Below are 14,085 nucleotides of genomic sequence, written 5' to 3'. Positions count from 1 at the left end.
AATTTTTCAAGTGAGTTTAAATATATTGGTTGATAATATTTTCCAGCAATTCCTGCTTGCCGCTTTTTACAGCAGGCTCGCCATTTTCGGCTGCATAATTTCTGAGGTCTTCAAAACTCAGCTCGCCGTTTTCAAAAGCTTTGCCTTTGCCGCTGTCGTAACTGCTGTAACGGTCCTGCTTCATTTTTTTGTAAGGAGACAAGTTCAGCACCTGGTCAGCAACAATCAATCCTCTTGCAAAGCTGTCCATGCCGCCAATATGGGCATGAAATATATCGTCTTTATCAGTGGAATTGCGCCTGATCTTGGCATCGAAATTTACGCCGCCTGAACCTAATCCCCCTGCTTCAACAATAATCAGCATTGCCTCTGCCAGTTCATTAATATTATTAGGGAACTGGTCTGTATCCCAGCCGTTTTGGTAATCGCCGCGATTAGCATCAATGCTGCCGAGCAAACCTGCATCTGCGGCACATTGCAATTCATGTGCAAATGTGTGGCCGGCTAAAGTTGCATGGTTTACTTCGAGGTTAAGCTTAAAATCTTTATCGAGGCCATTATGCCTTAAGAAACCAATCACTGTTTCAGCATCATAATCGTATTGATGTTTCGTTGGCTCGCAGGGTTTTGGTTCAATAAGAAATGTGCCTGTAAAACCATTTTTCCTGGCATAGTCTTTTGCTGAATGCAGGAACCTTGCAAGGTGTTCTTTCTCCCGCTTCATATCAGTATTCAGCAGGCTCATATAACCTTCCCTGCCTCCCCAGAAAACATAGTTTTTCCCGCCCAATGCAATCGTTGCATCTATTGCGCCTTTTACCTGTGCGGCTGCATGCGCCAGCACATGAAAATCGGGGTTGGTGGATGCGCCGTTCATATACCGGCGATGAGTGAAAACATTGGCGGTGCCCCATAATAACTTAACGCCGCTTTCCTGTTGTTTTTGTTTGGCATATTCAACCAGCGCCTGCAGCCTTCTTTCGTTTTCTGCCACATCGCTTGTATAATCTACCACATCTATATCATGAAAGCAATAATAGGGGAGGCCTAGTTTTGTAAAGAATTCAAATGCTGCATCCATTTTATCTTTTGCCCTTTCTACCGCATCTTCTTTTTTATCCCATTCAAAAAACTGGGTTGGCTGCCCAAAGGGATCGGAACCGTTAGCGCAGAATGAATGCCAGTAGGCGCCTGCAAACGGCAGCCATTCTTTCATAGGTTTACCTGCTACAACTTTATCGGCATCATACCACCGGAAGGCAAGCGGGTTATCTGTTTTAGGGCCTTCATATTTTATTTGTCCTATGCCCGTGAAATATTCTTTTTCACCGATTGTGAGTTTCATGTTTATATGTTTTTAAAATATGTTTTTTGAATGGTCTTGTTTTTTAATGTCCGGTTGTTCATAAAGGTTTACCGGGATTGTTGCATAAAGCTGCTGTAAACATTGCCTTAATCCGGGGGTGGCAATATACAGATTATAGCATTTTAGCATAAGTGTATTTATATAAATATAGCTTATAAATCGTTAGTCTTATAAAGCGAACCGCCTTAATAATGCAAATATATACTGATTGTTATGAAATCGGTTACATAAACCATATAAAGTTTTTTAGATAACAGGCAAAACATTTGCCCAAGACAGTTTTTGCAACCCGTAACATATAAATACCTTTTACATAAAATGTATTTAATAGAAATAGCCGGATGCTTACCTTCAATTTTTATTACTTTCGATTTTTTACCGAATGACAATTAAAGATTCTTTTAACCTCGCTTATCGCACCGTACGCAGTAACAGGTTGCGTACAGGTATTACTGTAGCGATTATTGCTTTTGGGATCATGGCACTTATTGGCATTATTACCGCCATACAGGCTATGAATGAAGGGTTGCGCAACAGTTTTTCTACCATGGGCGCTAATGGCTTTACTATTTCTTATAAAGAACGCTTCAGGTTTAATGATGATAATGATAACGGAGATGCTGATAAAACTAAGAGGGCTAAAAAATCAAACCTTGATAAACCGATACAACTGAACGAAGCAGAAACTTTCAAAGAAAAGTTTCATTACCCGGCAGTTGTATCTATTTCATTGGGCGGGTACAGTAATTATGAAATTCATTATGAGGATAAAAAAACGAACCCTAATGTGCGCATGAATGGCGGCGATGAGAATTATCTTGCCGTAAACGGTTTTACCATTGAAGCAGGAAGAAATTTAACGCCTGCTGATGTGCATAGCGGCCGTAATGTATGCCTTCTCGGAAGCGATGTTGCCACCAAGTTATTCGGACAGTTTAAAGATAAAGCGGTTGATAAGTTTATAAATGTGGGAGGGAAGCCGTACCGCGTAATAGGCGTTCTGAAATCAAAAGGGTCGAGCGCTTTGCTGCGGGCAGATAATGTTATCATTACTTCTTATAATAATGTACGTGCAACCGGCTATGGCGCCAGTTCTTTTTTGATAGGCGTATTGGCAGATGATATTTCGCTGGTTGACGGCGCCGTAAATGAAGCGACAGCCGTTTTCAGAAGCGTGCGCAAACTTCTTCCTACAGACACCGATAATTTTGTAATTGAGAAAAGCGATAAACTGGCTGCTACATTCATAAGTTTGTTAGGAAGCATACAGGCCGCTGCCGCTGCCATTGGTTTAATCACATTGATTGGCGCCGCTATAGGTTTAATGAATATCATGCTGGTTTCTGTAAATGAACGTACCCGCGAAGTAGGATTGATAAAAGCACTGGGCGGCAAGCGCAGCAATATTCGTCAGCAATTTTTATTTGAATCTGTTATTATAAGCCTGCTGGGCGCATTGTTTGGAATCGTGCTCGGTGTAATTATCGGTAATATATTTGCCATGCTGCTTAAAGCAGGTTTTGCTATTCCATGGGCTTGGGTTATTGCCGGTATCATTATATGTTCGGGCGTTGGTTTGCTTGCGGGTATATGGCCTGCTGTAAAAGCATCAAGACTGAACCCGATAACTGCTTTAAGGTATGAATGATGAGAAAAACCACTAAGCATACAGTATCTACTCGCAATTGACAACTCACACGTGAGTATGACAATTTATAAAGCGTAGAATTTATTTGTTCAATAACTGAATAACAGCATAGCCTATAAGTGCGAGTATTATTACCGCAATAATTGCCATTAGCTCCCATGATAAACCTTTGAAGCTGCGTTTCATTTTTTGTTTTCTTGCAGCGGTTTTTTTGCGCAGGTTATCATTAAGCTGTCTTGTAAAAAGGTCTATTTTTTCGGAAGAAGAAAATTGCTGCAATCCTTCAACGCCGTCATTTATAAACGCAGAACCAGCCATCTTTTTCTCAAAGGCATTGGCTTCCTCTTCAGTTAATTTACCATTTATGTAATTCATTAACTGCTCTTCATTTAACTCGTCATCCACATTCCATATATTATTTAACTCATCCATCTGCTTTATGCAATTTTCTTTCAACAAGCAATTTCAAATTACGTTTGCCATTCTGAATATAACTTTTTACCTGCATCAGGCTGAAGCCGGTTAGCTCACTTATTTGCTGGTAAGATTTATTTTCAAGATAGAATAAAGTTATACATGTTTTCTGATCCTCATTTAATTCATGCAGCGAAGTTTCGAGCAGCAATATCATTTGCTGTTTTTCAATTTCTTCCTGCAGCGGAAATTCTTCATCTGCAATATTATCCCTGAATTCAGCCACATTCTTTTCTCCGTGCCGGCGTAATTGCATAAGACAATGATTGCGGGCAATCATATATAGCCAGCTTTTAAAATATTGCACAGGATAACGCTGCAGTTCATGAATTACCTTTAAAAATATCTGCTGCACTGCATCTTTCGCGGCCTCTTCATTTTTTAGATATTTCATGCACACGCCCAACAATAACAACGTATAGCGCTGCAATAAAACACCCAACAGGCGATTGTCGTTTGTTTGCTTAAACTGAGCCAGTAACTCCTGGTCGCTTATATGTTTTAATTCTTTTCCGTTCAAAGGTGTTAGACTTGTTTACAAGATGCATATGCGGGTTAAATTCCATAAAGTTATGTGGATAAGGGTAAGCATTTAAGGGTTGGTTTCATATAGTTTTATTAAAACAATCCAAATAAAAGCGAATCAATTTTTCTTATTATCTCACCGAGATCTTCTTCTTTTTCGGGGAATTTATTTTTGTCAACATTTACTACCAGCACCGGGCCTTCTTTATAATTTTCAATCCAGCGGTTATAGAGTTCGTTTAATTTTTTTAAATAATCGAGGCGGATATTCTCTTCATATTCGCGGCCGCGTTTCTGAATCTGGTCAACAAGTGTAGGCACCGATGCTTTAAGATAAATAAGCAGGTCAGGAGGTTGCACCATCGATTGCAGTGTTTTGAAAAAATTAAAATAGTTATCAAAATCACGCTTATTCATAAGCCCCATATCGTGCAGGTTGGGCGCAAATATGTGTGCATCTTCATAAATAGTGCGGTCTTGTATTACCGTTTCGGTGCCATTATGAATATCGAGCAACTGGTTTAGCCTGCCATTCAGAAAATATATTTGCAGGTTAAAGCTCCAGCGCGGCATGTCTTCATAAAAGTCCATCAGGTAAGGGTTGTGATCAACATCTTCAAACTGCGGGATCCATTTATAATGTTTGCTCAGCAATTCTGTAAGCGTGGTTTTTCCTGCCCCGATATTGCCTGCTACAGCAATATGTTTCGGTTTTTTTTGTTTCGCCATAAAACCTGAAGTTCCTAAATTTTTAGATGATAGTTATCCTTAATTGAGATACTGGAAGTACATTTCAAACTTAAAGCATTAAAACTGAATTTCAAACATAATTCAGGCCCATTGCATTCCTGATTAATTTTATTGTCTCCATGGCATTGGCCCTGGCTTTCTCACCGCCTTTCTTTATAACGTATGTAAGATATTCTTTATCATTTTCAATAGCCTTTGCTTTTTCACGAATGGGCCTTATGAATGCAACCATATCTTCAGCAAGCTGTTTTTTCATGTCGCCATATCTGATGGTACAGTTTTCATAATCCTGCTGGTATTTTAAAACAATTTCAGCATTGCTCACAAGCTGCATCATCAAAAAAAGGTTTTCAATATAATCAGGCTTTGGTGTGCCGGGCGCTGTGGGGCCGCTGTCTGTTTTTGCTTTCATAATCTTTTTGCGGATGAGGTCATCATCATCCGCAAGGTAGATAGTAGCCATCTGGTTTGCGCTTTTGCTCATTTTTCCATTGCCATCGAGCCCCAGGATTTTTGTAAGCGATGCACCATAGTTAAAGGCAGAAGGCATTGGAAATACTTCGCCATAGCGATGGTTAAACCGTTCTCCAAAGTTTCTTGCCATTTCAAGATGTTGTTCCTGGTCTTTACCAACCGGCACCCTTGTGGCGCGATGAATTAAAATATCAGAAGCCATTAATACCGGGTAAGTAAGCAGCCCCGCATTTACATTTTGCGGATGTTGCCGTACTTTATCTTTAAACGTAACAGTCTTTTCCAGCTCGCCTTTATAGGCCAGCATGTTTAAATATAAATAGAGCTCTGCAATTTCAGGCACATCGCTTTGCACATATATAACCGCCTGGTCGGGGTCAAGGCCTGAAGCAAGCAATTCTCCCAATAACCTGTGCACGTTCTGGCGTAATTCTTTTGTATCAGGATGTGTTGTAAGGCTATGCCAGTCAACAACACAGAAATAACAATTATATTCATGCTGCATGCGCACCCAGTTCTGCACTGCACCAAAGTAATTGCCAAGATGCAAAAAGCCTGTGGGCCTTATTCCGCTTAAAACAGTTTCCTTTGCCATGCGGCGAAGATAAGTGCATTGATTATTTGATGCAGCATTGATTAATGTGAATTGTTTTTTTGATTGCTGTTAAACCCGGACTGTCTCAATTTCCAGGCTAAGCCATAACAAAATAGCAGTTACAAAACTGTAACTGCTATAGGTATTTGCACTAGGATTTATATTAATAATTACCGGGATATAATAATCTTTTGAGTAAACTTAATTTCTTCATAATCTATCAGCACTATATATGTTCCCGGTGTAAGTGAAGGAAGGAAAACGCGTTGTGAAATAAAATCTGCATTTTGTTTTTGCCAGGCAATTTTGCCCGTGGCATCTATCACCTGTACATTCATTTTTTGAATAGATTTATCCGATGGCACTTCAATGTTGAAATTATTTTGAACAATTGTTGGATAAACTCTCATTTGCCTGTTGTTATTTTCTGCAATTGATAATGCTCCTGGCGCTTCAAAATGGGAGTTTGTAAATGATGGGCTGGCAGTTGAAAGCACAGTGAAATTTCCAAATGCAGTTAAGTTGGAACGGCCTATCGACCTGTACGTGGTGCCGGTAGCAGTACCGGCTTTATTTGCCTGGTAATCCCAATGATTGCTAACATACCGTACCAGCATGCATTTAGTATAATCAAAATTGGGAAGTTCATCCGCTGGTTTTTTCCATTGTGCTTCTATAACAGCATTGGCGCCACCGGCAACTGCTTCATTAATAACCCATGCGGCTTTTATGCCACCGCTGGAAACAGGTAAACCAGAACTCCCGTTTAATAATGCAGAGTCTTTGCAACGAACGGAATAGGCATCCGGTGTGCCGTTTTCTGTAATCGTTATTTGGTTATAGGTGCTTTTATTGAACCCAACGGGAAAAACAAAGGGCGCATTTTTTAGATTCATCTTTTTTAAAACACCAGTTCCGTTTGTTATAAAAAAACGTTTGTTGTTAAAGTTTTGAATTACACAATTCTGGGCTATTGTAAAGATTTTGCTGTTAAGCTTAATCCAGTTATTGTTGTTTAAAAATGCAACGGTATTTATCACCCTTTCATTATCAAGAAGGTTAACAAGAAATCCAGAATCTTTATTTACCTGCAGCTTGTAAATAGTTCCTCCATTATTTTTTAAATTGGAATTGCCTGTTCCGAAAAAATTTAAGACTGAATTGTTATAAGTATAAGTGCCATTGTTGGTAAAGTTTGCCTGCACACTGTAAACCCCGTTACCCGAAAGGGAGGCACTCGCATCATTAATTAAGTCTGTACCTGCAATTATTTCCCCGTTATTGCTAACAACTCCTGCAGATGCATTGGTAAAAGATGTTGCTGTATAAATAGCAGCGCCGTTTTGTATTGTAATTTCTGCCCCGTTATTTACCATTTGCGCACCAGCCTGCAGTGATAGAAATAATAACATGAACAGTAATGCAACTTGCATTGCGCCTTTAATTGATTTCATGATATAATTTTTTAAGATGAAATAATTGGGCGTATTAATTGCCAAGGCACATTATATTCCAGGTAATGTTTTGGCTGATAGTAGAATTGCTTGTATTGAGAAGCCTGCATTTGCAACTTGTTGCCGTTACATTATATATTATAAGCTGAAGCTGGTACAGCGGGCCTGCCGTGCCGCCATTTGAAACAATATTGCCAACATATACCTGCGGGGCGTTGCTAAACCCGCCTATAAAACCAATTGTTGCTTCGGGCGATAAGGAGTGTGGTGCAAGGTTATTGATTGTAAAAGCCGCTGATCGCGTGTAAAATTTTATATTGGTGCTGCTGGAAAGGTTATATAAAACGCCTTTGTTATTATTGACTGTTAATGTGCCGGTAACTTTTGCAGCACCATTTACAGTTGTTGTTCCGTTTAATTCAGTTGTACCTACAACATCCAATTTTGCGGAAGGGGCCGTAGTGCCGATACCTACATTTCCGCCATTGGCTATTGCGAGTCTTGATGATCCGTCTTCAGCAATATTCAAATAATTGCCGCCGCTGCTGTAAGTCATTATCCAGTATTTGGAATCTGTAGTATTGTGGAGTGCAACGGAACCATCTTCTACCTGTATTTTATATATGGGCGACTGGGTGCCTACGCCGAGGTAACCGCCGAGGTAGCAATTGCTGTTTGTGTTAATAGCTCCGTTTACGTCCAGCTTGTGAGCCGGTGTTGCAGTACCAATGCCTACATTTTGAGCGAATGCGCTGCATGCAATAATCAAGCATAAAAAAGAGAGTGAGATTTTGTTTTTCATTGTTAGCTTTTTTGATTGATAGAATTGGTCGGCGAAACTATTATATGGCTAACAGCGCTTAAAACTGGTTTATTAAATGGCTGCAATCATTTATTAAGCGGTATGATTCTTAATAAAAATTTTAGGGCCGGGCATAGTGATTTTGGGCGCAGGTATGATTAGCTTTTTTTCCGGAACTTTTAGTAAGGCAGGTTACGCAGCTTATCTTCATTAAGTAATGTGATGGTGCTGCCTTGCAAATCGATTAATTTTTCGCTTTTAAAATCAGATAAAGTCCTTATTAAAGATTCGGTGGCAATACCGGTGGCCTGTGCAAGATTTTCCCTTGAAAGATTTATGGTATTGGTGTTTTCTTCGCGCTTAAATTTTTCAAACATCTGGATAAGCTGGTAAGCCACTTTTTTCCTGAGTGAGCTATACGCAAGATTAAGCAGGCTTTCTTCTTTATCTAAAACATTGTGCGCTATTAATTTTATAAACTGTTTTGCAACCTGCGAATCGCCGGAAATGAGCGCTAAAAATTCATCCTTAGGAATATGCATTATTTCTGCATCTTCAAGCACCTGCGCATTCTCTTTATAATTTATATCTTCCAGCACATAAGTATAACCAAAAAAATCACCTTCGCCATAAATGTTCGTGATCAGGTCTTTACCATCTTCGTTGGTTTTATACGTTTTTACTTTACCGCTTTTTATATAATATACTTTTTTTGGTCGCTGGCCTTCAGAATACAATGTTTGCTTCTTCCTGTAATCATATAATTCCCTTTCTGATGAGGTAAGCGGTATGCTGCCTGTTTCTTTTACATCCTGTATAAATGCATCGGCGCTTTTATTATTCTTAGCAGCATTTTGTTTAATGGATTCCAGTTTTTTAAGCCTTGTTTCAATTGCATTCAGCAGCTCAATGCCATCAAAAGGTTTGGTTAAGTAATCATCAGCGCCCATTTCCATTCCTTTTCTTAAATCTGTTTTTTCAGATTTTGCAGTTAAAAAGATAAATGGGATGCCATAAGTTTCTATTTGTTTGTTTAAAAGATGCAATACGCCATAGCCATCTAACACCGGCATCATAATGTCGCACACGATTAAATCGGGGCTTGCCTGCTGTGCCAGTTCCACGCCTTTTTTCCCGTCTTCAGCGGTAATAACTTCATAGTTGGAAAGCTCAAGGATTTCTGCAATGTTTTCCCGAACCTGTGCATTATCTTCTATTACAAGAATTTTTTTCATTTGTGCATATTTATTTTTCAGTTGTTTTATGATATGGCCTTGTGTACATGCCCCTGTGTGAAGCATGCATTTTATAGTGCCGTTTCATTACCTGATTTAGGAATGCGGATGGTAAACGTAGTTCCCTCATCCAGTTTACTTTCAATTTTAATATCGCCATTCATTAATTCAACATATTTCGCCACAATATGCAGGCCCAGGCCGGTACCCTGTATATTGAATGCATTTTTAGCCCTGAAAAACCTTTCAAACAAATGCTGCATATCGCTCTCTGAAATTCCAATACCATAATCCTGTATCGACAAATTAAAACTATCTGCATTAAAGCCTGCGGTAACATTAATCATTGATGCTTCGGGCGAAAATTTTGTTGCATTAGACAAAAGGTTCATGCAGATATTTCTTAAAAGATGCTTATCCAGCATCACCTCACTGTTGCCGGTATATTCAAAATTAATTTTCTGGCCGGGCTTAAGGTTTATCTGCATTTCGCTGATCAGCAGGTCAAATTCTTTCACGCAATCTTCGGCGCTCATGGGCTTAATGTCGGCCCTTATCAAACCTTCATCCAGTTTATCAAGCGACAAAAAATCGTCCAGTATATTTTTCATATCGCCCACGGCATTCTTTATGCGCTCAATATGTTTAATGCGTTTCTCCGGTGCATCTATATTGTTGTATTGTTCCAGTAAATAAGAAGAAGATAAAATAGTGCTTAGCGGTGTTTTAAATTCATGTGAAGCCATCGACACAAACCTTGATTTCAATTCGCCCAATTCCTTTTCTGTTTTTAATGCTTCACTTAATTCTCCTTTTGATTTTTCAAGGGCAGTTAAAGTTTCCCGTAACATTTTAGTGCGGTCTTCAATTTTCTTTTCAAGCCCTGCATTAAGCTGTTTCACTTCTTTACTAACCCTTTCCAGTTCATTTTTTTGTGCAAGCTGAATTTCTTCGGAGTTTTTTCTTATTGTAATATCAATCACAAATGCAATTACAAAAATTGAATTCTCGATGGTATAATTGCTGAGGCTTACTTCAACAGGGAAAACAGAGCCATCTTTTTTTAGCCCGTATAAATCCCTGCCCGCGCCCATTGCCCGGGGTGAAGGATGTTTGTAAAACCCCGACCTGTAATGTTCGTGTTTTGATTTTAATGACTGGGGGAGAAGTATGTCAACCGGTTTGCCAAGCACTTCTTCTTTTGTATAACCAAAATCGCTTTCTGCCTTCCTGTTAAAATTGATGATAGAACCTTGCGCATCCGTTACAACAATACCAATAGTTGCATAATTAAATAAGGCCTCAAATTGTTTTATCGTATCTGCCATTCTTTATGATATTATTGAGATCATTCGCTGCAAAATTAATCTTCATTACACCAAAAAAATGGGTTTGAGCAACGGTGATGACAATCAAATAGAATTATTGTACAATCATAAGCATTATTTTATTGCATAAGAAATGAGAGAGAAGATTTTTTAGTTGCCTTGCCGGAAAAATCATGATAGGATATTGGCAACAGCGCCCTGCTTTAAATGCTTTTGCTGAACACCTGGTTATTTAAAGCAGCTATATTTTGCCTGCGCAGTTTTATGTCGAAAGCACTGGCAATATTCCTGATGAAATAATGACCTTCGGGTGTAAGCTTTGCTGCTGTTTTATTAAACACAATAAGGCCATCTTCCGCAAACTCCTGTAATGCAGGAAAGCTGTATTCTTCCAGTAAAGGCAAAGATTCTTCAAGAAAATATGTTTCGCCCCTGCAGCAAATATCCAGTATGTATTGTTTAAAAATTATATCTTCTTTATTTAAAAAATATCCTTTGCGCACCGGTATTTCACCATTATGCACGCGCTGATAATACCCGGCGATTGTTTTTTCATTTTGTGCATATCCTGTTCCGCTATCGCTTATTGCAGAAACGCCGAGACCAGCCAGCATGCCTGTATGCTGTGTTGTATAACCCATGAAATTTCGGTGCAATGTTCCATCAGCAGAAGCTTTATATAAAGCATCGTGCGGCAATGCAAAATGATCCATGCCAATATCATAATAACCATTATCGAGCAGCAGCTTTTTACCTGTTAAATACAGCTCAATCTTTTGTGTGGGGCCGGGCAGGTCATGTTCATCAAACAGCCGTTGCGCCTTGCTTGTCCACGGCACATGCGCATAACTGTAAAATGCAATCCTGTCGGGCCTTAATTGCAGTACTTCATTAAAAGTTTGTTCAATGCTGTCAACCGTTTGAAAAGGCAGGCCGTAAATGAGATCGAAATTCACAGAAGTAAACCCGGCCTTTCTTGCCATATAAGTTGCTTCCACAATATTTTCAAAAGGCTGAATGCGGTTGATGATTTTTTGTACGTATTCATTATTATCCTGTACGCCATAACTTATGCGGCGAAAGCCAAGATCAAACAACATTTGTAAATGTGCTTTGGTTGTATTGTTAGGATGGCCTTCAATGCTGAACTCGTGCTGCGGATGAATAATCACATCGTCCAATATATAATTTAATAAGCGGTTTAAATTTTCAGGAGAAAAAAAAGTAGGCGTGCCGCCGCCAATATGCAGTTCACGTATCACAGGTTTATCTTCCATTAAATGCCGGTAAAAATCCCATTCTTTCTGAATGGCAGGTATGTATTCATTTTCCACTTTATGATTGGTGGTTATTTTTTTATTACATCCGCAATAAGTGCAAAGCGATTCGCAAAACGGCAAATGCATATAAAGGCTTATGCCCTTGTTTTTATTATTGAGCATAAATTGCTCCCTGAAATTTTCTTTCCAGTCGTATGCTTTTATATTATCCTGCCAGTAAGGAACGGTGGGATAGCTTGTATAACGGGGCACAGGCAAATTGTATTTGTGCACCAGCCGTTTGTCTATAAATGCTTTATTCGCCATTAGTCAAAATTAACCGGCATGCACAGTGTGAAAGGTGATTGCAGGCATAACCTGGTGGCGGAAAGCATGATTTAAATCATGCTTTGGCTGCAATAAAAAACTTAACCTGTTTATATCTTTTGATTTGTTTGCATGATTGCTTTAATTTAAAAGCCTCAAAACATATATGATAAGAATTGAGAAAAAAGAAATTGATTATGCAGAATGATAAAACCAGCATTTAAATTTTTTCATCAACATAAAAATACCTGCACATAAAACCACAAAACGATTGCACATGAAAACTTCAAAATTTATTATTGTTGTTGCGTCATTACTTTTTTTAAACATGGCTTTGTTTGCACAAGACCGGTATCAGCCCACGTGGGAATCGCTTTCAAAATACCAAACACCTGAATGGTTTCGCGATGCGAAGTTTGGCATCTTCATTCACTGGGGCGTTTATTCTGTGCCTGCATTTGGCAGCGAATGGTATCCGCGTAATATGTACCAGCAGGGGTCTGAAGAATATAAGCACCATGTTGAAAAATATGGTCCGCAAAATAAGTTTGGTTACAAGGATTTTATTCCCATGTTCAAAGCAGAAAAATTTAATGCGGATGAATGGGTAGCGCTTTTTAAAAAGGCTGGCGCCAAATATGTGGTGCCGGTTGCCGAACATCATGACGGATTTGCCATGTATAAGACAGCTTTATCAAAATGGAATGCAGCAGAAATGGGGCCGCACCGCGATATAGTTGGCGAGCTGGATGCGGCTGCTAAAAAGGCCGGCTTAATTTTCGGCGTATCATCGCATCGCATAGAGCACTGGTGGTTTATGAATGGCGGCAGGAAATTTAACAGCGATGTGAATGATCCTGCGTACGCAGATTTTTACGGGCCTGCAAGAGAGCAAAATGAAACAATGAGCCCGGAATATATGAACGACTGGCTGTTGCGCTGTACGGAGTTGGTAAATAAATACCAGCCGCAATTATTCTGGTTTGACTGGTGGATTGAACAACCTGCACTGGAGCCTTACCGCAAAAGTTTTGCAGCCTATTATTACAATAAAGGCCTGGAATGGAACAAAGGTGTTGTGATAAATAATAAATATGCCATTGCTTATCCTGAAGGAACAACTGTGCTGGATATTGAACGCGGCAAACTTACCGGCATAAGAAAGCTGCCCTGGCAAACAGATGATGCTATCAGCTATAAATCCTGGGGCTATATACCTAATGATAGTTTTAAAACTGCCAAATACCTTATCAATAATTTGATTGATATTGTTAGTAAGAATGGCAATCTTTTATTAAATATCGGCCCGCGGCCTGATGGAACGATCCCGGAAGAAGCGCAGCAGCGTTTACTTGAAATTGGTAAATGGCTTGATATTAATGGCGAAGCTATTTATGCTACCCGGCCATGGAAAATTTTTGGAGAAGGCCCCACAGAAGTGGCCGGCGGCGCATTCAGCGATGCAAAAGATAAACCTTTTACTGCTGATGATATACGGTTCACCACTAAAGGCGATACGCTTTATGCCATATCAATGGATGTTCCGCAAAAAGATATCCTTATAAAAAACCTGTCATCAGCTTCAGGAAATGGAACAGTTGAATCCGTTGCATTGATTGGAAGCAGCGACAAAGTAAGCTGGTCTCAAACTAAAAACGGCTTAGTTATAAAACCGCGCAAAGATTATCCATCAGGTTATGCGGTGGTTTACAGGATAACATTTATTAAATAAACAGGCACCAGGATATGATTGTGATGATAAATAATGAAGAATTAAACTTATGAACGTTTAAGTAAAACATTATTGATTCGGGTAAAAGAAGGTTTCTGCCTCCGTGAAAAAGACGT

The 14,085-nt window shown here is 39.3% G+C and carries 12 protein-coding genes; 2 read left to right on the top strand and 10 right to left on the bottom strand.

All coding sequences use genetic code 11. The features are described 5' to 3' along the window. Positions 1–16: 16 nt before the first annotated feature. Positions 17–1,345 (bottom strand): xylose isomerase, encoded by a 1,329-nt coding sequence (gene xylA / locus BM015_RS18150; RefSeq protein WP_090662125.1) that lies wholly within the window; start codon positions 1,343–1,345, stop codon positions 17–19. A 403-nt stretch (positions 1,346–1,748) separates the two neighbouring features. Here xylA and BM015_RS18140 point away from each other — a divergent pair, with 403 nt between their 5' ends. Then, entirely contained in the window at positions 1,749–3,014 is a 1,266-nt protein-coding gene (locus BM015_RS18140; protein WP_090662119.1) for an ABC transporter permease, read from the top strand. 81 nt (positions 3,015–3,095) lie between these two features. On the opposite strand, the gene BM015_RS18135 is transcribed toward BM015_RS18140, so the two are convergent. The 9 genes from BM015_RS18135 to hemN all read right to left on the bottom strand — a co-directional run bounded on the left by BM015_RS18135 (position 3,096) and on the right by hemN (position 12,237). Further along, positions 3,096–3,446, bottom strand: coding sequence for a hypothetical protein (locus BM015_RS18135; protein WP_090662116.1), 351 nt, complete (start codon positions 3,444–3,446; stop codon positions 3,096–3,098). Then, complete coding sequence (locus BM015_RS18130; RefSeq protein ID WP_090662113.1) at positions 3,439–4,008, bottom strand: RNA polymerase sigma factor; 570 nt, start codon at positions 4,006–4,008, stop codon at positions 3,439–3,441. The genes BM015_RS18135 and BM015_RS18130 overlap by 8 nt, the downstream gene beginning before the upstream one ends. A 98-nt stretch (positions 4,009–4,106) precedes the next feature. Then, positions 4,107–4,742 carry a deoxynucleoside kinase gene (locus tag BM015_RS18125; protein WP_090662109.1) on the bottom strand — a complete coding sequence of 212 codons (636 nt, stop codon included), beginning with the start codon at positions 4,740–4,742 and terminating at the stop codon, positions 4,107–4,109. A 91-nt stretch (positions 4,743–4,833) separates the two neighbouring features. After that, positions 4,834–5,832, bottom strand: coding sequence for a tryptophan--tRNA ligase (gene trpS / locus BM015_RS18120; RefSeq protein WP_090662106.1), 999 nt, complete (start codon positions 5,830–5,832; stop codon positions 4,834–4,836). 170 nt (positions 5,833–6,002) lie between these two features. Further along, on the bottom strand, positions 6,003–7,286 hold the full coding sequence (locus BM015_RS18115; RefSeq protein ID WP_143075916.1) for a T9SS type A sorting domain-containing protein: 1,284 nt from the start codon (positions 7,284–7,286) through the stop codon (positions 6,003–6,005). A 34-nt stretch (positions 7,287–7,320) separates the two neighbouring features. Then, entirely contained in the window at positions 7,321–8,088 is a 768-nt protein-coding gene (locus tag BM015_RS18110; protein ID WP_090662100.1) for a hypothetical protein, read from the bottom strand. 179 nt (positions 8,089–8,267) lie between these two features. After that, complete coding sequence (locus BM015_RS18105) at positions 8,268–9,323, bottom strand: response regulator (RefSeq protein ID WP_090662364.1); 1,056 nt, start codon at positions 9,321–9,323, stop codon at positions 8,268–8,270. Positions 9,324–9,394: 71 nt separating this feature from the next. After that, entirely contained in the window at positions 9,395–10,651 is a 1,257-nt protein-coding gene (locus BM015_RS18100) for a PAS domain-containing sensor histidine kinase (protein WP_090662098.1), read from the bottom strand. A gap of 203 nt (positions 10,652–10,854) precedes the next feature. Continuing rightward, on the bottom strand, positions 10,855–12,237 hold the full coding sequence (hemN, locus tag BM015_RS18095; RefSeq protein WP_090662095.1) for an oxygen-independent coproporphyrinogen III oxidase: 1,383 nt from the start codon (positions 12,235–12,237) through the stop codon (positions 10,855–10,857). Positions 12,238–12,514: 277 nt separating this feature from the next. On the opposite strand from hemN, the gene BM015_RS18090 reads away from it, so the two are divergent. Continuing rightward, positions 12,515–13,969 (top strand): alpha-L-fucosidase, encoded by a 1,455-nt coding sequence (locus BM015_RS18090; protein ID WP_218148545.1) that lies wholly within the window; start codon positions 12,515–12,517, stop codon positions 13,967–13,969. The last annotated feature ends 116 nt before the right edge of the window (positions 13,970–14,085 follow it).

It is taken from the genome of Parafilimonas terrae (assembly GCF_900115755.1).
Classification (GTDB): domain Bacteria; phylum Bacteroidota; class Bacteroidia; order Chitinophagales; family Chitinophagaceae; genus Parafilimonas; species Parafilimonas terrae.
The sequence above is the reverse complement of the archived record's forward strand: the minus strand, read 5'-3'. Positions and strand labels throughout refer to the sequence as shown.